Below are 24962 nucleotides of genomic sequence, written 5' to 3'. Positions count from 1 at the left end.
ATTCGGTTTTAAGTATGGGATACCTCAAATGTTTTTGCGTTTTTCATTACGAAACAGCCCCTTTACACATTTATAAAACTACGGTACAACATAAGTAATATACCATATTCTCTGCTGTATGTATATATTTGGATAAAGTCCATCAACATTCTCTAAACCATATAGTGAATATAGATCCAATGTCTTTTGAGCTTGTTACCTCTACAAAAGCATGATGTTCATCAATAATAAATTTGGCAATAGATAAACCAAGACCAGTTCCCTCGATTTTACCTCGAGAATGATCCGCCCTATAAAAACGATCAAAAATGTAGGGGATTTCAGATTTATCTAATCCAATTCCTGTATCTTTAATGATTATCCCAACCATACGATTGTTTTTTGCAAAAGATAGCTCTACTGAACCCTCTAGAGTATATTTAAAGGCATTGTCTATAAATATTAAAAGCAATTGTTGTACATAGTCACTGTTACCTAAGATGGTTACATTATTTAACACAGAGATATCACTATGAAGCCATTTTACTTTTTTAGGCATTACATCGACTTGCCGAATAACCTTTTCCACAATAGGCTTAAACTCTATTTCTTGAAGTTCTATCTTTAACCTAGAGTCCGATCTGGCGAGAAATAGTAAGTCATTAACCAATTTTCTCATGCGCTCAGCTTCATCGACGATATCATGAATACATTCAATCGAATCCTCCAATTCTGGATCACCGATTGACTTATTCAACCACATTTTCTGTAAGAGTTGTGCATTTCCTGAAATAGACGTTAATGGTGTACGAAGCTCGTGAGATGCGTCCGCCACAAATCGTTGTTGATTAATATACATATAATTAATTTTTTCAAAATTGATCTCTATGCTTTCAAGCATAAAATTAATAGCTGTAACCAATGTTCCAACTTCATCTTTAGACCTTTTATAGAATACTCTGTTTTTCAATTCACCTGTATTTCTTATATTCTCCAGGTCCTTAATCATCGATTGTAATGGTTTTAGGGTAACTTTTGATAGTACCCTTCCTGATACAACTGCCAATAATACGACACTCAAAGTAAGTATATACAGAGCATAACGTAGTATCTTAAAAAAATTTTCAAATTGGCTTACATTAACAGCTGATTGTACTACCCCTACAATATCACCATTAAAAGTTAGCGGAGCAGAATAGATCAAAACAGGCGATTCTAACAAAGATACAGTATCAAAATAAGCCGTAGCTACATTTTTTTCCTCTATAGGTAACTCTAAGTACCCTAAATTACTAGACTTAAGAATAGCACCGTTTAAAAAATTAGTAATTTGAAAAAGTATTCCCTTTTGGAGACTAACCCGTTCATCAATGCTTATCAATAAGTTCCAATCTCTTCTCGATATCTCTATCTCATACGAAATTGATTTTCGAACCAATCCAGCCTCATATGCCAGATTTTTTTTTATATCCTTATATATATATTGATGCAGGAAAAAATACAGTGCCACCCCAAAAACAATTAACATAACCATTAATATCAAAGAGTGGACCAATGATAATTTTGTTTTTAATGTCATTTGTTTCAACGCCTTTGGTTTTATATGTAAGTTAAGATATCAAACAAACCTTAAGCGCATATTAAAAATATGGAAAATCAAGCAATATCCGGCTTCTCCTGAGCGTTGTGAAGCCGAAAAACACAGTTGTTTTGAAAAATTAGATATAATAATTATAAAAGGTGCAGGAATTGTTGTAGCTGCTATTACAATGTTTACATTACCGAAGCTTTTCCCAATCATGGCATTTCCAGAGCCGACAGGAGTGTATACGGTAGGGACTCTAGCATTTCATCTAGTTGATAAAAAACGAAAAGAATTTGTTGCGCTGAATAGTCAGGTGAATCGTGAATTGATGGTACAGGTTTATTATCCTGCTGAAAAAGGGCTTTCCACATATTGCAACAACACACTTAGGATTGACAGAAACGCATTCTTATAAAGATGCAACACCGGTAAAAGCAAAAGAAAAATTTCCACTTCTTTTATTTGCGCATGGGATGAGTTTATAGTCGCCAGAACACATTCCAACTAGAGGAATTAGCGAGTCAGGGTTATGTTGTAGTAGCTCTCAACTTTACAAGAGATACAGCAACAACTGTTTTCCCTGATGGAGACCGTGTTGATTTTACACCGATTGAAAATACAATTACATTCTTAAACAATCGTATCAAGCTTTGGGAGCAGGATGCCTCATTTGTTTTAAATGAAGTCATTAAAGGAGATTTTGATAACAATTTCAAACCCATTGCGGAGTTAATGATTATGATAAAATCGGTATACTAGGTCACTCTTTTGGCGGTGCAACTTATGTTAATGAAGGATGATCGAATTAAAGCAGCATTAGATATGGATGGCGGATTGTATGGAGATCCTATGCCGAAAGATGGTCCTGAAAAGCCATTTATGCTGATGAATGCCGAGGCTTCAATTAACTTCATGAAGGAAGCACATGGTTAAGAGCCCGGAAATCGTGATGAATTGTTTGTAGAGTCCTATTTAGCTTTACGGACTTAGCAGCAGTTTCACCGATCAGTACTGAATCAGGGGCAGATGTGAATGCGATTTATAAGAGCTAAATGACTACGTAAACTGGTATAACAATCATCGAATTCACGGGACGCTGGACTACATGAGCCCAGTAAACTACAGAAAATTAGCTTAAAAAAGTTGTCTGATTTAGTGTTGACAATCCATTTCCCCTTCGGGGGAATTCCTTGGCAAAGAGTCTACACAAAATTAATGACAGACCCTACGCTTGTGAATGAAAATTTTAATCAATAGATGATTCCAGCCATCAGGCGTTGGCTGACAACGCTGTTCTCATTGTGGCAACAATCGGAAACAAAACTTTGCAGAATCTCCCGTTCAATGACTGATATTAATTGGATAATATTTCACCATAGATTAATAAAATACGCATCATCGAGTTACATGTAGTAATCTCAATTATGCGTATTTTAAACAATTCTATTTTTAATCAAATAACTTTATTGACATTTCACAATTCCACCATTCCATTTCTTCAAAAATGATAAAATATTAAACTGTAGCTTATTAATTTTCAAGACTTACGATAACGTAAAATAAATAATTTCTGTTTAATAAGTTTTAGACTGGGGTAACAATAACAAAGCATCAAACTCCAAATCTTAATAATAAAGTTTTAGACTGCAAGCTCTTAAGGAATATTTTTAAAAATCAAAAATATATATCTTCATTAAGGTATCTCTCTTTGTCCAAAAGGAAATACAATTAGCTAAAGGGAGGCTATTATGAAAAAAACTATCTCGGTAAAATGCCCTAAATGTAGCCAATATAATTGTTTCAATATTCCATTAGAGAGCCAGCTGTATAATGTTAAAGCTGAGTGGCTTATGTGCTCTTTTTGTTTTGAAAAAAGTTCCAAGGAGCACTGGCTATGATTTTAAGCTTTGTACTTTAGCATGTATATCTTCTAGGTTGTTTCTATGATTTCCTATATCCTTTCTAATTTTCTTACATGTTTCATCATCAAAAAATATCTCAACCTCATTTATGCTACTTTTAATTCCCTTTCTCCCATCAACAACAACTTCCTTTGCATGAGCTAAAGCATTTCTTATATTTAGTATCTCATCTACATATTTACTCAAAGTTTCTCTATTCTTATTAAAATGCCCCTCACCTAATTTTTTATCTTTATGTTTAATAAGTCTTACAATAGCATTAAGTCTATCCCCGGCATCAAGTCTTTCACAAAATCGGTTAATGTCAGCAGGCTGGGCTTTTTTTAATTTTTCAAGTCTATCTTCTCTATTACTTATGGTTGAATCGATTAACTCTTGCTTTTTAATTTCACTATCACTAAAAGTATCAAAAAAGTCCATCAAAAGCTCTGTCATTTTCAAATCTAAATCACTTGTTTCAGCCATAACCAATCCTCTTACAGTATTTACTTCTTGTAGCTTCTTTATGGTAAGAGATACTAATTGTTTAATCTTATTTTGGACTTGGCCAGCACCAACTGCAAAAGAGACCCTCTCGACCCATTCATGTTTCTGTATTATATTGTTTATCTCTATAACGTTGCTAGAGTAAAAAAGCACTTCAGTTAAGATACTATGATCACGAATCTTTGCTATAATTTTATCCCCCGTGTCTTCATCATTTAGATTCAAATCAGTTAATATTAAATCAAATCCTTCATCAATGTAACTATCTAAACCCGCTCCATTATCCTTATGGAGAATCTCTAACTTTAAACCATAATCAGCTAACATTTCATGTAATACTTCTTTATTTTCTTCGACTATTTCAACGTCATCTTCAAACCATAAAATCTTGTAGTTAAGCGCCATGATGTACCTCCAAAATAAACTGGACGCCTTTTTCCACTTTGTTATTCACCATTATATTTCCACCCATACTTTCAATCATCTGTTTAACATGGTACAAGCCAAGACCTGAGCCATCAGTTGTTGTAAAACCAAACTCAAAAATCTTATCAATATTAATATCAGGTATTCCTTTACCATCGTCTTGATAATAAAATAACAACTCTGAATCAGAATTTTTCTTCCACGAGATAGATATTTCTTTTGAATTTGCTTTATATGAATTACTAAGTAGATTATCGATAATTATTATGATTTCAAGTGGTTTAAATCTACACACAAACGAAAGATTCTCTGGTGTAAAAATATCCACACTTAATATTTGATTATTGATTCTTAGATCTTCGTAGTCTTTATAAACATTTTCAATGTATTCATTTACAAATTGCACTAAATCCCGCGTTAAACTTTTTGATGTAGTGTTAAAGTTTGCCTTAGTAACAAATCTTGCTATAGTGGAAATTTTATTGTTTTCTAAACTTATCCTCTCAACATATCTCATCAATTCAGATTTAGGTGCATCATTTTCAATTGCATTAGCAAGCTTTGTTAAGTTACGAATGATTTTTACAGTGCCATGGTCAATATGATGTTGTAAACTTGCAATCTCCTTAATATCAGCTGAAGCAATTGATTTTAAGAACAGATTCTGATTATTAACTTGCTCTAATTCTTTAGTAGTTTTCTTTAACTCTACAGTTTTTTCCTCAGTCTCTGTTTCAAATTGATTTCTTTCATCAATTAACTTATTTACTTTTCTACCTAGCTTTTCTAACCCTAAATGTAAAGCAGGGTCATCCGAAGAAACTACAGCTTTTGCTGTCAGTTCAGTTAGAGTTCTTGTAACACTATTTTCTTGCCTTTCTTCAATTATAGCTAAAAAATCATCATCGAATTCAATAGAAAGTATCTCATCAGATGCGGATAATTTCTTTATAATCCCCTGAATATCTTTTTTTACGTCTTCAGGATTTAACGCTGGTTGCTTTTCCTCATCATCTTTATTGAGTCTGTAGGGTTCACCCCATCTTATAATATAAACTACATATCTTTCTAATTTCTTCAAAGCCTTTTCATAAAAAAATTCTACAAGATCTTCATAATTGTGATTCTTTATTAGACCGCCATCTCTACTTGTTGTTTCAATAAAAGAATCTTTATGGTCTATTATTTCAATTCGTCCTATTAATTCACGATTCCCCAAATATCTACTATGTCCTTGTGTCTTTCTAGCATCAAGTTTTAAAGGATCTTCTCCCACTTCTCCGAAAGGATAGATTCTGAAACCATTTTTATACATAAAAATAGATCCATATCTTACTGGACGAATCCCCATTAATTTAGTGAAATTCATCTTCGCTATTTGATTAAGATAAAAGAGCTCAATCTCAACACCTGCAATAGAAAAAGGGTTGTTCTCAACTGTTTTATAGATTAATTTTCCCCGATCTTCTAACGTGGTAGTTATTTTACTTCCATCTTCAGATACTATTGTGTTTATTCGAGTTGTTTTTACTTTTAATACTTCAAAGATAGTATTATTTACAAAGCCATTAATTTTCTTACGTGGATCTTTTGTTTTAGCATCTTTTTCTAACTCTTCATTGACTATTAGTTCAATTGAAAATTCATCACTTTGTTGATTGGGATTAATTAATTTTTCAAGTGAGTGTTTTAATTTCAGAAGTTTTGTTCTATCCCATGTATCTCGTAAATCCAATATTTCTAAAATAGTTCCATGCTGTATATCATAGTTATGTAATTGAAGTACGTTATGTTCAAGTTCTATTTCAAAAAATTCCTCTTTTGAATCTCTTTCAAAATCTTCCCAGTTAATCTTAATATTTTCTATAAGAGCTTCTGGCTTATCTTTTATTGTTATTAGGTTCAGTCTACTACCCAGTCGATCACAAGAAAATCGGCCTACTCCTTTGGCTCCTGCGTATCCACGATGCCCCTTTAACGTATTCCTATAATCGTCCAATTCATTATTATCTTCAGAACCATCTTTTTTGGCTGAATAAGCTACAAACAACCATTTTTCTTCTATATCCGTAATGTCCATGCCTTTTCCTGTATCGACAATTATAATTCGAGCATTCTTAGTTGAATATATGTTCTCAAAAAAAATTTTCACACTCTTCGCATGTGCATCAAATGAATTTTTAACTAACTCAAAAATTGCAATAAGTTCGTCTGTAATTAATTCTTTCCCAATCAGGTTTTTTAATCCAGAACTTATTTTAAAAGAAACCGTATCTTTTTCCATATTCATCACTCTCTTAAACAGAGATTTTTAAAATAAATATTTAGAGGATTTTTAACTTGAAGCTGCCTCTATAATTACTGCCTCATTGGTAGATTCTATTTGTTTTAAGGCGCACATTACTTCCGCTGCAATAGCTCTAGCAAATAGAGGAGGTACTGCATTCCCTACCTGAGTATATTGAGGAGTCTCAGACTTCCTTCTTTCTCCACCCGTTGTTCTTTTACCGCAAAATTCAAAACTGTCGTCGAAAGATTGTAGTCTAGCAAACTCCCTTACTGTTAAAATCCGTGGATTTGTTTCATCAAAATGAATAATATCATCTGGAAGAGTTAGAACGGTAGGGGAAACTTGATCTCTATTTAACTTAGAACATCTATATTTCTTAGTAAAATAATAAGCATAATCTTTTTCATCTAGTCTGCCTAATAGTTCAGCAATAGTTTCGCCCTGCTTTAATTTTTTAAATCTATCTACTGTTTTTTCTAAATGCTTTGACGCTTTATGATTCAACAACTCTTCACACCTTATAGTTCTATTATTAGCCCCTGGAGTAAGACCATTTCTTAACATTGATTGATAGGCAGTTTGCTCAAATTCGTCATTATAATTAGATGTGCTCTCTCCATTTTTCAAGAAACTTAAATCAGAAATAGCCTCATAAACAGTAACTATTTTCTCACTCTTTTTAGGTGGGCTTGGCCTAGGAACTAAATCAATGTATTCCTTACCTTTTTTTTCAACTTTGTTTGCAATAAAAATTACACGTGGCCTATTTTGTGGAACACCATAGTCTTTTGCGTTCAATTGAAGACATTGAACTCTATAACCTAGTTTAAGCGCTTCTTTTTCAATAATTTTTGACGCAAGCTCGTTTATATAGACTTTACCAGAAACGCCTCTAATTTTAGTGAATCTATAGGATAAAATACCTTCAACATTTTCCATGACAAAGTACTTTGGTTGCACATTTTTCACAATTTTTAAATATTCAAGAAACATTTTATTTCTAGGGTCATTTTCATCCCTTTTCCCTGAGAGACTAAACCCTTGACACGGAGGTCCCCCTACAATTACATCAATTGAAGCCCCATTTAAAAACTCGGTAAGCTTGGGCTTTCTTGAGAGTTTTCTAATATCCCCTTGAAAGAACCTAAGTTCATAACCTAACTGTGCATGTCGATTTTTATACGTTTCTGCTGCTTCTTTACTATAGTCACTAGCAAATGGAATGTGGAAGCCTGCTTGCATAAAGCCTTCTGACATTCCACCCGCGCCACAAAAGAGATCAAGTACCTTATATTTCTTATTTTGTATACTCATTACTATCCACCTGTCATTATGGTTAATCTAAAACCAGGATAGCATAATGTAACTGCATTTCATAGATAGCACTACAAATGCAAATTGCATTACATTAAAAGCAATTTTGAAACTTTGGACCTAATAACGTTAAGATGTATTTAGTGTTACTAAATTACAATATTCGACATATACTTTTTTTATCCTTCCAACATTAAAATTTATCGACTATTTCTCCATATATTCGTTTTGCCCAAGCATCACTATCATTTGATAATTCTTTAGTTTTTGAATATCCAAGTTAAATAAATAATTCAAAATATATAAATCCTAACCTCCACCTTTTTTTACATTAAGCATCTTCATATGTCCACCTCTTGACTGCAATTCGCTAAAAACGCCTCGTCAAGCTATGTTTTATTTATGCTATTTTTCATTTATTCTGTTGCAAATCGCTTTTACAACCCCCTTCTGAAAAACACAAAAACGATCTGTAAGTGCTTCCGCTTCCTCTAAATATTGCGTTGTGAAGACAATCGTTATCGTTTCTCCTTCCCCTCTAAACAGTTATCCTTTTAGAGTTTTCACAGAGAAAACATAGGAGCAATGATCAGAGATAGCCCTGCATTTTTCTGATCACCAGCTGCCATAATGTATGAAAAATAGCCGAGCAATGTCGGGAAATAATCCTGAGTTTACTCGGCTTTGAAGTGACTATAATTTGCTGTTCAAGGACTTCATTTGTCTTTTACAGCCCTGTGTAGGGACAATAAAGTTGCTTAATTTAAACACTACTTATTAGTATATTATCCCCATTTAAAGTTTTTTGCCTCCCCTATATTAAAAATTTCTTCAATAAATTTAACAATAAGTTATTTTAAAAATCATAGCACTTTTATACTTTTTCGGATTAGTAAATCTAGTTTATTAATTAAATTAACTTTCTTTAAAGCCGTTGTCATCCATATATGATTATGCCGAACAACAAGGCAAAAGAAGAATTTTCGCTTTTCCCCATATAAAGCCGGATATTTTCAAGAAGCATGCCTCTGAACGTCGTGAGTTACAAACATAACCGCAGTACCTTCCGCGTTGATTTCGGAGAATATGTCCATAATCTCCTGCGCAGATTTTGAATTGAGCGCACCCGCAGGTTCATCGCCGAAGATGATTTGCGGGCTGTTCATAAGCGCACGGCAAATTCCCGCACGCTGAAGCTGACCTCCCGACGTCCTCGGATTTATTGAAACACTTTCCATACCCATGCTACTTGCTTTTACGGACAGTTCCGTAATTGGAACGATTGAAACTATTGTTGCTTCGGGGATGCTTGTATCAAGTGTAATAATAGGATTTCTTCCAAATAATAAGGGGTATGTGACAATTCTTTCGATTGCGCTGTTTTGTGAAGGAATGTTTATGGCGGCGTTCGGATTTCGTGAACATATTATTGGGATCAGTGTCTCAGGATTCCTCTTTTTTGCGATGATGCCTTTTGCAAATGTAAGTCTTGATTTTCTTGTTCGCACCAACATTGATAATTCCGTTCAGGGCAGAGCATGGTCACTGATCGGAATCATTTCTCAGCTTGGATTTGTTGCAGCTTATGCGCTTTCGGGTGTGCGTTCACTCCTTTATTAGTTGACGGCGGGGGGCTTGCTGACAGTATGGGGAGGATCATCGGCACGGGCAGCGGCAGTCATGCAGCGCTTTTAATGCAATTTGGGGCATTTTTATTAGATTATATGGATTCAGAAGAATCCGTGAAATACAATCGCTTAACTTTGTAGATCCCCCTCTCTCCAAGGCCTTCCGGTAATATATCATGGTTGATATTCTACCCCACTGCCAGTCCCACGACCTTCTCTAATCCACTTATCGACTTTAGATGTTCTTTTTCTTTTAGACACAAAAACACCCCTTTAGATAATCATATCCAAAGGGGTAAAACGGTTCATCTTATTTATAAGCGGTACGACTTTATTTTAAATCTACACAAAAGCACGTCTTGCCAACTCCCACCCTACTCCACCGTCACACTCTTCGCCAGATTACGTGGCTTATCCACGTCATGACCCAGCGCCAGTGATGCGTAGTAGGCAAGCAGCTGCAGTGGTACTACGGACAATGCCGCTGTAAGGATCGGCAGCGTCTTAGGAATCGCAAAAGCTTGATCCACGGACTTCAGCATGTTAACTACATGCTCTTCATGAGTGATAACCATAACATCAGCACCGCGTGCCTTAACTTCCTTGATGTTGCTCACGGTTTTCTCAAGAACGTCCTCCTGAGTCGCCAGGGCAATCACCGGGATACCTTCCTCTATGAGAGCAAGCGTACCGTGTTTCAATTCACCTGCAGCGTACGCTTCAGAGTGAATGTAGGAGATTTCTTTCAGCTTGAGCGAGCCTTCCTGAGCGACAGCAAAGTCTTGACCACGTCCGATGAAAAACAAGTGCTCATGCTTCGAAATTTGCTCCGCATAATTTTTAATGGCTTCGGTATTTGTTAGCATGGACTCTACCTGCTCCGGCAGAGCTTCCATAGCGGCCAGGATCTCAGCTGAAGCCTCCTCGGTAATAGTACCGCGAACTTGAGCCAAATACAGACCGAACAGATAGAATGCAATCAGCTGGGATGTATAAGCTTTGGTTGATGCCACAGCAATTTCCGGACCAGCCAACGTTCCAAGCACATCATCCGCTTCACGAGCAATCGAGCTGCCCACTACGTTTGTGATCGCCAATACGTGAGCACCATTGCTTTTGGCTTCACGCAGTGCAGCCAGCGTATCCGCTGTCTCTCCGGATTGACTGACCACGATGACAAGAGTCTCTGGTGTAACAATTGGAGAACGGTAGCGGTATTCGGATGCCACGTCATTCTCAACAGGGATCCGTACCAATGATTCGATGACACTACGCCCGATAAGGCCAGCATGATACGCCGTACCGCATGCAACGATCTGAATATTACGAATATTCGCAATCTGATCTTTGCTCAGCTTCAGATCGGACAGTACAACCTTACGACCGCTTTCATCGACACGTCCCAGCATCGTATCACGGTATGCTTTAGGCTGTTCATGGATCTCCTTCAGCATGAAGTGATCGAAACCGCCTTTTTCTGCAGTAACGGCATCCCAATCGACACGAATCATTTCCCGAGAAATAAAGTTCCCCTCAATTGTCATCAGTTCGACAGCATCCGCTGTAAGCAGAGCCATCTCCCCGTCGTTCAAAATGTACACATTTCGCGTATATTTCAAAATCGCCGGAATATCAGAACCGATGAAGTTCTCTCCATCACCAAGACCGATAATTAGCGGGCTGGCTTGACGCACAGCGACCAATTTATCAGGTTCATACTCAGTCAGCACACCAAGAGCAAATGCGCCTCTCATGAAGGAAATAGCCTTCTGTACCGCTTTTACAATATCTCCGTCATACTCGCGCGCAACTAGATGGGAAATAACCTCTGTATCCGTTTCGGACACAAAATGGTGTCCCTGCTCCATCAGCTCTTCCTTCAGCTCCAGATAGTTTTCCACAATCCCGTTATGAACGACCGAGAACTTCTGGCTCTCATCCGTATGCGGATGGGAGTTCACGTCCGAAGGTTTTCCGTGCGTTGCCCAGCGGGTATGCCCAATCCCGGCTGTACCGACAAGTGGAGCATCCTCCAGCTTCGATTCCAGGTTGGCAAGACGTCCCTGCGCTTTTGCGACACGAAGACCTTTGTCTGTAAATACGGCAATACCCGCTGAATCGTACCCGCGATACTCCAGTTTTTTCAATCCATCGATCAACACCGACTGAGTCTTCTGATTTCCAATATATCCGACAATACCACACATAGTAATATTCCTCCGTTCGATTTTCCATATAGGATCGTGTGGAAAAGAACGCGGCACACATGTGCGGCATATCAAAAGAAGAATGAAATATTCAATTTTCAACGTTCCAATAACATCAGATATTTATATATTCCGATTGAATCGTCATGAATGCACTCTTCTTCCGCCGCGTTAACCGCGTTCATCGCACACTCATGTTCTAAGTTAGTATGATGATAGCACCCGCCGGTACGTTGTATGAACGGTCGCCCACTCATTTTCCGATCCGGCTTACGGTTGGTGCAGATTACCGGGAGGTCCCCGCCGAACAATTCGAACACCTCCACCTCGTCAGCTTGCTCTGCCGATGGCCCAATCTATGAAAAAGAAAATCCGTTAGCCCGTAAAGCTCAAGGCAACTTCTCCTTCACAGCATAGCCGTTCCCGCGCAGTATCAAGCTCTGGCGCTTGTGTAACTTCGTAACCTCACGATCCTCGCTCTCTATCTTTGAATGATATTTCTTTATTATATTCATGCGGTACAGGTTTGGCAACTGGGCCACACTTCCACTCCTGAACGCTATAACAATAATAAACCTCGCAACAAAGCCGGTGGAACCATTTTTTAAGTCCCACCGGCCCAAACAAGGCCTAGCCCCATATACCTCTAACAATACACCCTGCGGCTTACGCCAGCTCCCGCTCTACTACATCAGCAATTTGTGTCACAAAGCGATCAAGCTCATCCTTATCCGGACCTTCGGCCATAACTCGGATCAAAGACTCTGTTCCTGAAGGACGAACCAATACGCGGCCATTGTCACCAAGCAGCTGCTCAACTTCCGTAATAGCTGCCTCGATCTGAGCATTCCCCTCATACTTGCTCTTGTCGCCTACGCGAACATTCACGAGCACCTGCGGATATTTTCGCATACTGGACTTCAGCTCACTCAGACGTTTTCCAGAAGATGCGATCGTGTCCACAAGCTGAATCCCCGTCAAAATACCGTCACCCGTCGTATTGTAATCCAGGAAAATGACATGCCCGGATTGCTCACCACCCAGGTTGTATCCCCCGCGGCGCATTTCTTCCATAACATAACGGTCACCTACAGCGGTTTTAGCTGTCTTCAGTTTCAATGTGTCACATGCCTTATAGAAACCAATATTACTCATCACGGTAGATACAACTGTACCTTCCTTTAGCTTGCCTGCCTGATTCATGGCTTCACCACAAATACACAGAATGAAGTCGCCATCCACTTCTTCCCCCGTATGATCAATCGCAATCAGCCGGTCTGCATCGCCATCAAAAGCCAGCCCCAGGTCGGCTCCATGACGGATCACTTCTTCCTTCAAAAGCTCCGGATGTGTCGATCCACATTCATCGTTGATGTTCAATCCGTTCGGCTCAGCACCAATCGCTATAACCTCTGCTCCGAGCTCACGGAACAATTTAGGCGCAAGCTCATAAGCTGCACCGTTCGCACAATCCAATACAACTTTCAATCCGTCAAAGCGATTGCTAATTGTTGTTTTGAGATACTCCAAGTATTTATATTTTGATTCATTATCTACAATCACTTCGCCAAGATCCTTACCTACCGGACGAGGAAGCTCATCGATTTCTGCATCCATCAATTCCTCGATCTTCAGTTCTGTTTCATCAGACAACTTAAAGCCGTCTCCACCGAAAAATTTGATGCCGTTATCCTCAACCGGATTGTGGGAAGCGGAAATCATAACCCCAGCGTCTGCTTTAAGCAGTCTTGTAATATATGCTACTGCGGGCGTCGATACAATGCCTAAGCGAATCACATGCGCACCGATGGACAGTAGTCCAGCTACCAGAGAAGACTCCAGCATTGCACCGGATACACGGGTATCCATACCGATAATAACAGTTGGTTTTTCCTTGTCTCCTGTAAGAACATATCCTCCGCAGCGTCCAATGCTATATGCTAATTCTGCAGTTAGTTCTTTATTGGCAACCCCTCTGACACCATCTGTTCCAAAATATTTCCCCATGTTACGTTAGCTCCTTTTGTCCTACTCTTTATATTGTCATTCGTTTGGTGTATCTGTGCTATTCCGTGTTGGAGTTTCCTCCTCGCTCCCTTCTCCCGTGGGAGGTTCTGTACCGGAATGATCACCGCCTTCACCGCCACCAGTCTGGCCATCTCCCGATCCATTGTCGGTGCCAGAACCAGGCTTATCTTGTGGCTCATCCGGCTTTTCCTTATCTTTACCTTCATCCGGCTTGGGAGTAGGTTCAGTGGTTACCGGTTTATCAGTTTCCTTCAACTCCACTTTTACAACAAGCTGCTTCTGGTCCACCCGATTAATCAAATTGGGCAGCGTAACCTGAAGCGGTATTTCATGCACACCTGCATTCAAGCCAGCTACATTTGCAACCAATCCAATGTCTGTAGGTTGTAGACTGTCTAGCAGATCCGGTGCTCCAGTCAACGTCATCGACATGGTTTGATTCTTCGGTTCCGTTATGACGGCTTCCATTCCGGAGGGAACTCCCTTCAAAGAAACAGGGATTCCATCCAACACTCGTTCGCCGTGCGAGACGGCAGTAATCTCAACCTGAACGGAACTAGGCTCGATTTTCTCAAAACCTTCAGGTGGCGTCAAGTCGGCCGTAAGAACCGTTGTTCCCGAATTTCTTACATTTGCTAAATTAACAGTTACTCCCGTATAGGACTTAGCTCCTGCGAGTGCCTCTTTACTTCCGAACAACTTAACCTCTTTTACTTTCGGGTTCACCTTCGATAGAACTAAATCATCAGGCAGACGTCCTGTATACTCCATTTCAAGAGGAACCGTAACGAACGAAGCCTCCACAGGAATTTCCACAGCTACGGAAGAAGGCTCAATAATCGCATCCTCCATCACTTTTCCTTCCTTATTATATGCGGTAAGCTTCACCTTTTTTTCCACGATGTTTTCCTTTGCCCCATCCAGATCCACAGTTCCTCTTACTTGAGCCAAGGTAGCAAGCTCTGATTCTGGAAGAGTAACATTTACACTCCCTGGTTCGATTGTCACAGGTTCACCTGCCCGATAATCCTTGGCGGGCTCTCCTTTAGTTCCAATACTTACTGTAACGGGTTTGGTGACACGTTCCTCTACAGTTACCGTTACCATAGACGGGTTCATGGATACCAGTTCCACTCCGTTGGGTATGGAATACGTTAAGGGAAGAGTATGTGTACCGGGTTCCTTGATGCTGCTCAGATCCAACTTAACCTTATAAGCATCTGTAAAAAGCATGATATTTGACCGTTTCCCTCTTACTTCAAGATTTACGCGATCCTTATCAATCCCTGTTAAGGCATACACACTATCATCAAATCCATATGTCTGGATCTCAACACCTTCGATTACCCTGGTATCATAAGATGTTGTCGGTGGTACAGCCGTCCCACTATCCATATGGACCATAGCCCATAATAAGATACTGACCGCCAGAGCAAGTAGCTTGCTTGCCGTATTATTCTTAATCCATTTATCCATCACGGCCATCCCCCTTCCGTTTCCAGAAGAACACGCGTTTTTCCTTGATGGATGCAGCAGGACGTAACTCCTCGTACAGTTTGGAGATGAGAGACTCTTCCTTGATATCCCTAACCACTTGTCCATTCAAGGCCAGCGACACTTGCCCGGTCTCCTCGGATACAACAACGGAAATGGCATCTCCCACCTCACTGATCCCAATAGCTGCACGGTGTCTCGTTCCCAGTTCCTTACTGATAAAAGGATTTTCAGAAAGAGGCAAATAGCAGCCGGCCGCTGCAATTTGACCGTTCTGAACGATAACTGCTCCGTCATGGAGTGGTGTATTCGGTATAAAAATGTTGATGAACAATTCCGAGCTAATCACCGATTGCATCGGAATGCCTGATTCTACATATTCATTCAGGCCTGTTGTGCGTTCAAATACGATCAGTGCCCCTATTTTGCGCCGGGACAAATAATTAACAGCTTTAATGGTTTCTGCTATTAACTTGTTGGTCTCTTCATCGATGTCTCCCGTCCGCCCAAACAGCTTCCCGCGCCCAAGCTGCTCCAGACCCCGTCTGAGTTCAGGCTGGAAGATGATAAAGATCGCAAACACACCGAAGGTAAAGATTTGGTTCATCAGCCATTTCAGTGTATAAAGGTCAAACCAGGTACTGAGCGCCCAGATGAGCACCAACACCAAAATCCCTTTCAGCAGCTGAACAGCCCGGGTACCCCGGACAAGTAGTATCAGATGATAAATAATATAGGTAACGATTAGTATATCGATAATATCCTTAATGGACCCTTTCCAGGTTAAGTCCGTAAAATACCCCATACTGCAACCCCCGTCATTGCTTAATAACGCTTGCGTCTTTATATGTAGTATGTGCTCTACACTATCTAGGTTATAACGTTAATCCTCACGATGCAAGTCAGGCCCCAATTACACAATAAAAAAATAACAAAAACCACAAAAAAGGCGCCGTCTTTTCGGAGAAAAGAGGCGCCGTTATTCATCAAGATGCAAACTTCATCTTAGCGGTAAGCGACATCCGAAAACAGATTGGTAATCTTATACAAGATCCAATCTATTGCTTTATCTATATCCTTCACTTGTCCAGATATGTGGGCCGTAGAGGCTTGAAAAAGCTCTCCGTCGATAACGGTTAAGTTTCCTTCAATTTGTCCAAAAACTTGCGCCTTTCCGTTCTCCACAGTTATATCACCCGTAATAATCTGATCTGGTGGAATAATAACCGTATTTCCTTCGATGATAAGTTTGTCGAGTTCACTGCCTTTAACGATAAGTTGATTCTCCTGGCTCCAGAAGCTGACCGTACTAAAGAGCATTACGACCAGAAAAAGAGCAGCAGCCGTGATTGCCGGGTGATTCTTTATCCAAATTACCCAAAGCTTCTGCTTCTTTTGCTGAGGCAGCATTCCCATAATCCGGTCTGCCAGATCGTTAGAAGGCCCTGTGGCATGATGTGTCAAGGAATACAGAAGCATGTCTGTCTGCTCTAGTTCCTCGAACCTATTCCGGCAGTCAACACATTGCAGCAAATGGGATTTAAGTTCCAGCTGCTGCTGTCTGGACAAATCGTTATCCAGATAATCGTGCATCAAAGAGACGGCCAATTTGCAATCCATATGAGCCAGTCCTTTCGTTCAATCTCTTTGCTGGGTCTACTCCCCATCAGGGGCATAAGACTTGCTTAATGTTCATACGCACCGGAAGCGGCGATGTTTCATTATTTTTTAAAACCTATAATTTAAATTCGAGTTTCTTACGTAAAAACTCCCGCCCGCGGTGAACTCTTGTCTTAATGGTCGTCACAGGCAGAGTAAGCACCTCACTAATCTCCTGAAGTGACATATCCTGAATATACCGCAGTATCATAATCGTCTTGTACTTTGCAGGAAGAGACTCGATAGCCTGATGAATAATCCGCTGCGTCTCGGAGATCAACATCTCCGACTCCGGTGTGCGGTTATCACTCGGTATCATCGAATAACCATCCATTCCCTCTTGGTCGTTCATATCCGCGTCCAGAGAGTAAGATGGCTTGCGCTTGCGTAACCTGTCTATACATAGGTTCGTACCAATCCGATAAATCCAGGTCGAAAATTTCTGATTCTCATCATAGCGATCCAAGTTCTTGTACACGCGTAAGAACGTCTCCTGAACAATATCCTCAGCCTCATGCCGGTTATTCAGCATCCGGTACGCCAGATGAAAAATTTTATCTTTATATAGCTCTACTATTTCGGCAAAAGCACGCTGGTCCCCCTTTCGGGCCAGCTTCGCCAATCTCACATCTAAATTGTCCACCATAATTCCCCCAGAATGGTCTGATGGGTAACGTCTAAAGTCTAAAAGCATCATTCAAATGGTAATTCAACTTATTCGAAAATGCAACAAAATTCGAAAAACACAGCATTACTGCGATTACTATCTTTATCAGTTTTAGAAATACAATCATCATTACAGCTGTTCTAATAATTCTCAGTTTCTGCTAACAATGCAAAAGGCGAGGCCCACAGGGAACCTCGCCTTTGACTATCCCTAACCCTGTATATATTTCACGAAAAAGGGTATCAACCTGTATTACGGAGTCCTGCTGCAATACCGTTAATCGTCAACAGCACTTCTCGCAGCAGATCCGGATCATCCTCACCTTTTTCACGCAGATCACGCAACTCATTCAGAAGCTGTACCTGCAGATAGCTTAGCGGGTCAACATACGGATTGCGGAGTCTTATGGATTCCTGCAATACCGGTTGATTATCCAGAATTTCCTGCTGCCCTGTAATTTTGAGAACCATTTCTTTCGTAAGCTTAAATTCTTCTGTAATCAGGCCGAATATCCGCTCACGGGCCACATCATTCTTTGTCATCAGCGAGTATTCCTTCGCAATGGTGAGATCGGCTTTGGCCATCGCCATCTGCAGAGTATCGATCATTGATGTAAAGAAAGGATAGTTAACATACATATCTTTCAAGATCTGCAGATTCTCTTCATTGTCCTGATAGAAGCTCTGTAGACCCGTACCAGCCGCATACCAAGCTGGTAGCAGGTAACGACTCTGAGTCCACGCAAACACCCAAGGGATGGCACGCAGGTCCTCAAAACGGTCACTGTTCTTGCGCTTAGAGGGACGGGATCCAATATTCAGTTCCCCTACCTCAGGCAGCGGTGTGGATTCCTTGAAGAAGCTCAGGAAATCCGGATCACGGAAAATCAAATCCTGGTATTTCTTTTGGGAGTCAGCCGAAATTCGGGCAGAGATCTGCTCCCACTCCTTCTCGTGTGGATTTTCCTCCGGTGACCGGGCATTTATAGATGCACGGATCAGCGCTGATGTTGCCTGCTCAAGACTACGGTATGCAATTCCCTTCAAGGAATAGCGAGATGAAATAACCTCACCCTGCTCGGTAATTTTGATGCCGCCGGCAATCGTATTCGCAGGCTGTGCCAGAATACTACGGTTAAGCGGCATACCACCACGTCCGAGTGAACCGCCGCGGCCATGGAAATATTTCAGTTTCACACCAAATTCATTACCAACTGCGGTAATGTCCTTCATGGCAACCTGCAACTCCCAGTTGGCTGTTGCTGCACCGCCATCCTTGTTACTGTCAGAATAGCCAAGCATAATCTCCTGAAGATCATTCATTGCCTTAATACCCTCACGATAAATTGGGAGGTTAAACAGGCGGCGCATAATATCCGGAGCTGCGTGGAGATCCTCGATCGTTTCAAACAACGGTACAGCCTGAAGAGTAGCTGCTATGGTTCCATCGTTATCCTTACGGAACAATCCAACTTCCTTGGCAAATACCATTACCTCCATAATGTCGCTTGCGCCTTCCGCCATACTGATCAAATAGCTGGAGACACACTTAACACCGAATTCCTTTTGCGCCCGGTATACTGTGCGGTAAACCTCAAGGCACTCTTCGGTACTGTCGCTGTACTCCTGATAAGGAGTAGTCAGCGGACGCGGATCGTTAAGCAGTTTGTTCAGAAGCTCAATCTTTTCTTCTTCTTCAAGAGCAGAGTAGTCTTCGACTACGTTCATTTTCGCTAAAATCTCAGTCATTGCATTCTCATGCTCTTTACTGTGCTGGCGAATGTCTAGTGTAGCTGTGTGGAATCCGAACAGTTCAACCTGCCGAATCAGTTTCTTAATATAAGTATCAGCTACATAGTCAGCATAGTGATGGCGCAGGCTACGGTCGATAATTTGCAAGTCTTCAATAAACTCTTCCGGTGATTGATAACGTTCTGCTCCAATCATGCTTTCATCCAGCACGTGAACCATTTTGGCAAGCATATAAGCAAGCTTGATACGGTACGGCTCTTTCTCATTGTGCCAAATTTCCATCTTCTTCAGTGTTACATTCTCACGGTCCTTGTGGATAGACTGCTTTAATTCATCGGACACGTTAACAATCGTTGCACTGAAGCTGAGATTTTTCATGAGCCCTGTCAAAATGCGCTGGTATTCCCGGATAGCCAGTTTCCGCTGCATTTCTAGCGTCTTCCATGTAATGTCTGCTGTTACCGAAGGATTACCGTCACGGTCTCCACCGATCCATGAACCAAAGCGGAGATATGTCGGTACATGCCAATTGTAGCCGGGATAAAATTTAGTAAGACAGCGCTCAAGTTCTTGATAAACTTCTGGCAGAATGTGAAACAGCGTTTCATGAAAATAATACATACCATTGCGAACCTCATCCAATACCGTTGGCTTACGGTCGCGCAGCTCATCCGTTTGCCAGAGCGTAATCACCTCGTTAAGAAGTTTTTCCCGAAGCTGTTCTCTTTCACGGAATGTGAGCGTTGGGTTATCAAGGAGCATAACATCTTCCGAAATTCTTTTGTGGATGTCGAGAATGGCACGTCGCATTGCCTCTGTTGGGTGTGCGGTCATTACGAGCTCCAAGGAAAGACTTTCGAGAATGTCTTGAACTTCTTCATACGTAAAATTGCGCTCTTTCAAATCCTGGACTGCACTTTCGATCGATCCTGGCTGGACACTCTCACCTGCGGAACGTTCATAATCGCGTTTCCGGCGTATCCGGTGATTTTGCTCTGCGATGTTAACCAATTGAAAATAAATGGCGAACGCTCTGATTACTTGATGACGATTGTCCGGATCCAGCGTGCTGACGATCCTTTTAAAATCTGCGAATAATTCTGGTAAAAATACGGAACGTAATGACTTGCTAGTCTCGCGAATCTTCTCAACTATGTCTAAAAGCTCGTTGCCCCCCTGGTGGACAAGAACTTCACCGAGAATGTTTCCCAGGAACCGTACATCACGCCGCAGCAGATTATTGGAATTGCTTTTTGCGGTTACAGTAAGTTCAGTCATGCTACTCCTCCCATCTAAACCCGTTCAACAGTTTGTCTTTTTATGCCTTCCTAGTATCATACAATAAATGCGCCTGAAAATCTTTACTTTCCAACCGAAAAAATTCGCCAAATCGACAAAAGAGGACGTTATTACAGAGGTAATTTCTTCTTGTAATTTCACTCTTCATAGCGTTCACTCCTTAGGACAAGCTTGGAATATCTCAACGATACACCTTGGGTCAGACCTAAGGTCAAGTGTTTGCAGTATAATTATTTGTTAAACCAGATTATCTAATTCTCACGGATTCGACTTAAAGACATACTGCCTAAACATCTACACGACTTTTACGAATCAATCTCCTTATAATTCCTCATCTTTTCTTCATTTTTCACTGGCGATTGCTTTAACACGTTGACACTTCGCAGGAGTGTGGTGACAATATGTAAAAAAAACATCACACTTGTGATGTCCTGCTTTATGTATGGAGCGGGTGATGGGAATCGAACCCACGCTACCAGCTTGGAAGGCTGGAGTTCTACCATTGAACTACACCCGCAGATGTAACAATCGGGATGACACGATTTGAACATGCGACCCCCTGGTCCCAAACCAGGTGCTCTACCAAGCTGAGCTACATCCCGTTACATATGAATAATTAAAAATGGCGCGCCCTGAGAGATTCGAACTCCCGGCCTTTTGATTCGTAGTCAAACGCTCTATCCAGCTGAGCTAAGGGCGCAAATTATGGAGCGGACGACGGGAATCGAACCCGCGACCCTCGCCTTGGCAAGGCGATGCTCTACCGCTGAGCCACGTCCGCAAAAACATGGTGCGCGTGGAGGGACTTGAACCCCCACGTCAAAGACGCTAGATCCTAAGTCTAGTGCGTCTGCCAATTCCGCCACACGCGCACAAGTAAAACTAATGGTGAGCCATGAAGGACTCGAACCTTCGACACCCTGATTAAAAGTCAGGTGCTCTACCAACTGAGCTAATGGCTCGCATTTAAAGGGCCCCGAAAAAGTATTCGGACTTACCTTCAAAGCCATACTTCACTTTTTAGGGTAAAGTGGCTGGGGATATAGGATTCGAACCTATGCATGACGGAGTCAAAGTCCGTTGCCTTACCGCTTGGCTAATCCCCAATAACGAAGTATTGATTATATTCTGTCCGATTCTGCGATAGAACATGAGTAAAATAATGGTGGAGGCTGAGGGGTTCGAACCCCCGACCCTCTGCTTGTAAGGCAGATGCTCTCCCAGCTGAGCTAAGCCTCCATACTGGTATGCTCCGACGAACCATTGGGATTTTCATCCCTGAATCGAGTAAATAAGTGGTGACCCGTAGGGGATTCGAACCCCTGTTACCTCCGTGAAAGGGAGGTGTCTTAACCCCTTGACCAACGGGCCTCATTGTTAAAATGGAGCTTCCAACCGGGATCGAACCGGTGACCTCATCCTTACCATGGATGCACTCTACCTACTGAGCTATGGAAGCAAGTGGCTCCCCGAACAGGACTCGAACCTGTGACAACTCGATTAACAGTCGAGTGCTCTACCAACTGAGCTATCAGGGAATATATACCGCTTGGCGACGTCCTACTCTCCCGGGACCCTTCGGTCCAAGTACCATCGGCGCTGGAAGGCTTAACGGTCGTGTTCGGGATGGGTACGCGTGGAACCCTTCCGCTATCGCCACCAAACGGATCAAGTGTTTGATCACTTGAAAACTAGATACGAAACATGAATTTGCGAATTATGCTTCCGAAGCACCTCACACCGTAGTTCAAAGCGTATGCTTTCGATGTAAGCTTCACTTCATGAAACTTTTAGGATAAGCCCTCGACCGATTAGTATTGGTCAGCTCCATGCATTGCTGCACTTCCACCTCCAACCTATCTACCTCGTCGTCTTCAAGGGGTCTTACTAATTGGGAAATCTCATCTTGAGGGGGGCTTCACGCTTAGATGCTTTCAGCGCTTATCCCTTCCGTACGTAGCTACCCAGCCATGCTCCTGGCGGAACAACTGGTGCACCAGCGGTACGTCCATCCCGGTCCTCTCGTACTAAGGACAGCTCCTCTCAAATTTCCTACGCCCACGACAGATAGGGACCGAACTGTCTCACGACGTTCTGAACCCAGCTCGCGTACCGCTTTAATGGGCGAACAGCCCAACCCTTGGGACCTACTTCAGCCCCAGGATGCGATGAGCCGACATCGAGGTGCCAAACCTCCCCGTCGATGTGGACTCTTGGGGGAGATAAGCCTGTTATCCCCAGGGTAGCTTTTATCCGTTGAGCGATGGCCCTTCCATGCGGTACCACCGGATCACTAAGCCCGACTTTCGTCCCTGCTCGACTTGTAGGTCTCGCAGTCAAGCTCCCTTATGCCTTTGCACTCTTCGAATGATTTCCAACCATTCTGAGGGAACCTTGGGGCGCCTCCGTTACTCTTTAGGAGGCGACCGCCCCAGTCAAACTGCCCACCAGACACTGTCCCCGCACCGGTTTACGGTACTAGGTTAGAACCTAGATACGATCAGGGTGGTATCCCAACGGCGCCTCCACAGAAGCTTGCGCTCCTGTTTCTTAGGCTCCCACCTATCCTGTACAGATCGTACCCAAATCCAATATCAAGCTGCAGTAAAGCTCCATGGGGTCTTTCCGTCTTGTCGCGGGTAACCTGCATCTTCACAGGTATTAAAATTTCACCGGATCTCTCGTTGAGACAGCGCCCAAATCGTTACGCCATTCGTGCGGGTCAGAATTTACCTGACAAGGAATTTCGCTACCTTAGGACCGTTATAGTTACGGCCGCCGTTTACTGGGGCTTCGGTTCATAGCTTCGGATTGCTCCTAACCACTCCCCTTAACCTTCCAGCACCGGGCAGGCGTCAGCCCGTATACTTCGCCTTACGGCTTCGCACAGACCTGTGTTTTTGTTAAACAGTCGCTTGGGCCTTTTCACTGCGGCCCCCTCGTGCTATTCACACTACCGGGGCACCCCTTCTCCCGAAGTTACGGGGTCATTTTGCCGAGTTCCTTAACGAGAGTTCTTCCGCGCGCCTTAGAATTCTCTTCTCGCCTACCTGTGTCGGTTTGCGGTACGGGCACCTTCACCTGACTAGAGGCTTTTCTTGGCAGTGTGAGATCATGACCTTCGCTACTATAATTTTCACTCCCCATCACAGCCCAGCCTTATCGATGTGCGGATTTGCCTACACATCAGCCTCACTGCTTGGACGGACATCCATCAGTCCGCGTCACTACCCTCCTGCGTCACCCCATCGTTCATAACGGTTTACGGTGGTACAGGAATTTCAACCTGTTGTCCTTCGATTACGCCTTTCGGCCTCACCTTAGGTCCCGACTTACCCTGAGCGGACGAACCTTCCTCAGGAAACCTTGGGCTTTCGGCGGATCAGATTCTCACTGATCTTTTCGTTACTCATACCGGCATTCTCACTTGTATGCTGTCCAGCGCTCCTTACGGTACACCTTCAACCTACATACAACGCTCCCCTACCCCTGATGCAAAAGCATCAAGCCATAGCTTCGGTGGTGTGTTTAGCCCCGTTACATTTTCGGCGCAGAGTCACTCGACCAGTGAGCTATTACGCACTCTTTAAATGGTGGCTGCTTCTAAGCCAACATCCTGGTTGTCTGTGCAACTCCACATCCTTTCCCACTTAACACACACTTGGGGACCTTAGCTGATGGTCTGGGCTGTTTCCCTCTTGACAATGGATCTTAGCACTCACTGTCTGACTCCCGGATATAAGTCTATGGCATTCGGAGTTTGACTGAGCTTGGTAACCCTTGCGGGCCCCGCACCCAATCAGTGCTCTACCTCCACGACTCTTTAATTCCGAGGCTAGCCCTAAAGCTATTTCGGGGAGAACCAGCTATCTCCGAGTTCGATTGGAATTTCTCCGCTACCCCCACCTCATCCCCGCATTTTTCAACATACGTGGGTTCGGACCTCCAGTGCGTGTTACCGCACCTTCATCCTGGACAGGGGTAGATCACACGGTTTCGGGTCTACGTCCACATACTTAAGCGCCCTATTCAGACTCGCTTTCGCTACGGCTACAGCTTCTCGCCTTAACCTTGCATGGGAACGTAACTCGCCGGTTCATTCTACAAAAGGCACGCCATCACCCATAGATCGGGCTCTGACTTCTTGTAAGCACACGGTTTCAGGTTCTATTTCACTCCCCTTCCGGGGTGCTTTTCACCTTTCCCTCACGGTACTGCTTCACTATC

General features: G+C 42.2%; 13 protein-coding genes, 11 tRNA genes, 2 rRNA genes and 3 pseudogenes (1 of these 29 running past the window's edge). 4 read left to right on the top strand and 25 right to left on the bottom strand.

What is annotated here, in order from left to right; genetic code table 11:
* Window positions 1-142: 142 nt before the first annotated feature.
* Window positions 143-1558 carry a sensor histidine kinase gene (locus AC2TF5_RS03120; RefSeq protein WP_491300823.1) on the bottom strand — a complete coding sequence of 472 codons (1416 nt, stop codon included), beginning with the start codon at window positions 1556-1558 and terminating at the stop codon, window positions 143-145.
* A gap of 107 nt (window positions 1559-1665) precedes the next feature.
* On the opposite strand from AC2TF5_RS03120, the pseudogene AC2TF5_RS03115 reads away from it, so the two are divergent.
* Window positions 1666-2494 (top strand): annotated as a pseudogene (locus AC2TF5_RS03115) (alpha/beta hydrolase family protein); the annotation flags it as partial.
* A gap of 115 nt (window positions 2495-2609) precedes the next feature.
* Window positions 2610-2702 (top strand): annotated as a pseudogene (locus AC2TF5_RS03110) (IS3 family transposase); the annotation flags it as partial.
* A 754-nt stretch (window positions 2703-3456) separates the two neighbouring features.
* Here AC2TF5_RS03110 and AC2TF5_RS03105 read toward each other — a convergent pair.
* From AC2TF5_RS03105 to AC2TF5_RS03090, 4 genes and pseudogenes are all read right to left on the bottom strand, one after another.
* The gene (locus AC2TF5_RS03105) at window positions 3457-4377 is read right to left on the bottom strand and encodes a hypothetical protein (protein WP_491300822.1); all 921 of its coding nucleotides are present in this window, start codon (window positions 4375-4377) and stop codon (window positions 3457-3459) included.
* Window positions 4367-6682, bottom strand: coding sequence for an ATP-binding protein (locus tag AC2TF5_RS03100; RefSeq protein WP_491300821.1), 2316 nt, complete (start codon window positions 6680-6682; stop codon window positions 4367-4369). The genes AC2TF5_RS03105 and AC2TF5_RS03100 overlap by 11 nt, the downstream gene beginning before the upstream one ends.
* A 51-nt stretch (window positions 6683-6733) precedes the next feature.
* Window positions 6734-8002 (bottom strand): DNA cytosine methyltransferase, encoded by a 1269-nt coding sequence (locus AC2TF5_RS03095; protein ID WP_491300820.1) that lies wholly within the window; start codon window positions 8000-8002, stop codon window positions 6734-6736.
* Between the two features lie 1034 nt (window positions 8003-9036).
* Window positions 9037-9216: pseudogene (locus tag AC2TF5_RS03090) on the bottom strand (ABC transporter ATP-binding protein); the annotation flags it as partial.
* A gap of 142 nt (window positions 9217-9358) precedes the next feature.
* Here AC2TF5_RS03090 and AC2TF5_RS03085 point away from each other — a divergent pair.
* Complete coding sequence (locus AC2TF5_RS03085) at window positions 9359-9622, top strand: hypothetical protein (RefSeq protein ID WP_491300819.1); 264 nt, start codon at window positions 9359-9361, stop codon at window positions 9620-9622.
* Window positions 9623-9648: 26 nt separating this feature from the next.
* A complete protein-coding gene (locus AC2TF5_RS03080) occupies window positions 9649-9771 on the top strand; it encodes a hypothetical protein (RefSeq protein ID WP_491300818.1) in 123 nt (40 codons plus the stop codon).
* A 233-nt stretch (window positions 9772-10004) separates the two neighbouring features.
* Here the strand turns inward: AC2TF5_RS03080 and glmS are convergent, their stop codons facing one another.
* From glmS to AC2TF5_RS02980, 20 genes are all read right to left on the bottom strand, one after another.
* A complete protein-coding gene (gene glmS / locus AC2TF5_RS03075) occupies window positions 10005-11837 on the bottom strand; it encodes a glutamine--fructose-6-phosphate transaminase (isomerizing) (RefSeq protein WP_491300817.1) in 1833 nt (610 codons plus the stop codon).
* Between the two features lie 666 nt (window positions 11838-12503).
* Window positions 12504-13844, bottom strand: coding sequence for a phosphoglucosamine mutase (gene glmM, locus AC2TF5_RS03070; RefSeq protein WP_491300816.1), 1341 nt, complete (start codon window positions 13842-13844; stop codon window positions 12504-12506).
* Between the two features lie 36 nt (window positions 13845-13880).
* Complete coding sequence (locus tag AC2TF5_RS03065; protein WP_491300815.1) at window positions 13881-15341, bottom strand: CdaR family protein; 1461 nt, start codon at window positions 15339-15341, stop codon at window positions 13881-13883.
* Complete coding sequence (gene cdaA, locus AC2TF5_RS03060) at window positions 15334-16164, bottom strand: diadenylate cyclase CdaA (RefSeq protein WP_491300814.1); 831 nt, start codon at window positions 16162-16164, stop codon at window positions 15334-15336. The genes AC2TF5_RS03065 and cdaA overlap by 8 nt, the downstream gene beginning before the upstream one ends.
* Before the next feature lie 200 nt (window positions 16165-16364).
* A complete protein-coding gene (locus AC2TF5_RS03055) occupies window positions 16365-16979 on the bottom strand; it encodes a zf-HC2 domain-containing protein (RefSeq protein WP_491300813.1) in 615 nt (204 codons plus the stop codon).
* A gap of 115 nt (window positions 16980-17094) precedes the next feature.
* A complete protein-coding gene (sigW, locus tag AC2TF5_RS03050) occupies window positions 17095-17664 on the bottom strand; it encodes an RNA polymerase sigma factor SigW (protein ID WP_491300812.1) in 570 nt (189 codons plus the stop codon).
* A gap of 263 nt (window positions 17665-17927) precedes the next feature.
* Window positions 17928-20714 carry a phosphoenolpyruvate carboxylase gene (gene ppc, locus AC2TF5_RS03045; RefSeq protein ID WP_491300811.1) on the bottom strand — a complete coding sequence of 929 codons (2787 nt, stop codon included), beginning with the start codon at window positions 20712-20714 and terminating at the stop codon, window positions 17928-17930.
* 464 nt (window positions 20715-21178) lie between these two features.
* Window positions 21179-21252: transfer RNA gene (locus tag AC2TF5_RS03040), tRNA-Gly, on the bottom strand.
* An 11-nt stretch (window positions 21253-21263) separates the two neighbouring features.
* Window positions 21264-21337, bottom strand: a tRNA-Pro gene (locus tag AC2TF5_RS03035).
* Between the two features lie 21 nt (window positions 21338-21358).
* A tRNA-Arg gene (locus AC2TF5_RS03030) sits at window positions 21359-21435 on the bottom strand.
* A 6-nt stretch (window positions 21436-21441) separates the two neighbouring features.
* Window positions 21442-21516: transfer RNA gene (locus AC2TF5_RS03025), tRNA-Gly, on the bottom strand.
* 7 nt (window positions 21517-21523) lie between these two features.
* A tRNA-Leu gene (locus tag AC2TF5_RS03020) sits at window positions 21524-21607 on the bottom strand.
* A 14-nt stretch (window positions 21608-21621) separates the two neighbouring features.
* Window positions 21622-21697: transfer RNA gene (locus tag AC2TF5_RS03015), tRNA-Lys, on the bottom strand.
* 69 nt (window positions 21698-21766) lie between these two features.
* Window positions 21767-21841: transfer RNA gene (locus tag AC2TF5_RS03010), tRNA-Gln, on the bottom strand.
* Window positions 21842-21898: 57 nt separating this feature from the next.
* Window positions 21899-21974: transfer RNA gene (locus tag AC2TF5_RS03005), tRNA-Val, on the bottom strand.
* A gap of 57 nt (window positions 21975-22031) precedes the next feature.
* Window positions 22032-22106, bottom strand: a tRNA-Glu gene (locus AC2TF5_RS03000).
* 12 nt (window positions 22107-22118) lie between these two features.
* Window positions 22119-22194 (bottom strand) — tRNA-Thr (locus AC2TF5_RS02995).
* A 3-nt stretch (window positions 22195-22197) separates the two neighbouring features.
* A tRNA-Asn gene (locus tag AC2TF5_RS02990) sits at window positions 22198-22273 on the bottom strand.
* A gap of 9 nt (window positions 22274-22282) precedes the next feature.
* Window positions 22283-22399: ribosomal RNA gene (rrf, locus tag AC2TF5_RS02985) — 5S ribosomal RNA — on the bottom strand.
* A 127-nt stretch (window positions 22400-22526) separates the two neighbouring features.
* Window positions 22527-24962: ribosomal RNA gene (locus tag AC2TF5_RS02980) — 23S ribosomal RNA — on the bottom strand; it runs 493 nt beyond the window's last position.

Source organism: Paenibacillus sp. JNUCC 34 (genome assembly GCF_058269055.1).
This window is presented reverse-complemented; position numbering and strand designations above follow the sequence as displayed.

Coding starts and splice junctions, on each gene's coding strand:
- AC2TF5_RS03120 (WP_491300823.1), bottom strand. CDS start 1,558: ATGACATTAAAAACAAAATTATCATTGGTCCACTCTTTGATATTAATG.
- AC2TF5_RS03105 (WP_491300822.1), bottom strand. CDS start 4,377: ATGGCGCTTAACTACAAGATTTTATGGTTTGAAGATGACGTTGAAATA.
- AC2TF5_RS03100 (WP_491300821.1), bottom strand. CDS start 6,682: ATGGAAAAAGATACGGTTTCTTTTAAAATAAGTTCTGGATTAAAAAAC.
- AC2TF5_RS03095 (WP_491300820.1), bottom strand. CDS start 8,002: ATGAGTATACAAAATAAGAAATATAAGGTACTTGATCTCTTTTGTGGC.
- AC2TF5_RS03080 (WP_491300818.1), top strand. CDS start 9,649: ATGGGGAGGATCATCGGCACGGGCAGCGGCAGTCATGCAGCGCTTTTA.
- glmS (WP_491300817.1), bottom strand. CDS start 11,837: ATGTGTGGTATTGTCGGATATATTGGAAATCAGAAGACTCAGTCGGTG.
- glmM (WP_491300816.1), bottom strand. CDS start 13,844: ATGGGGAAATATTTTGGAACAGATGGTGTCAGAGGGGTTGCCAATAAA.
- AC2TF5_RS03065 (WP_491300815.1), bottom strand. CDS start 15,341: ATGGATAAATGGATTAAGAATAATACGGCAAGCAAGCTACTTGCTCTG.
- cdaA (WP_491300814.1), bottom strand. CDS start 16,164: ATGGGGTATTTTACGGACTTAACCTGGAAAGGGTCCATTAAGGATATT.
- AC2TF5_RS03055 (WP_491300813.1), bottom strand. CDS start 16,979: ATGGATTGCAAATTGGCCGTCTCTTTGATGCACGATTATCTGGATAAC.
- sigW (WP_491300812.1), bottom strand. CDS start 17,664: ATGGTGGACAATTTAGATGTGAGATTGGCGAAGCTGGCCCGAAAGGGG.
- ppc (WP_491300811.1), bottom strand. CDS start 20,714: ATGACTGAACTTACTGTAACCGCAAAAAGCAATTCCAATAATCTGCTG.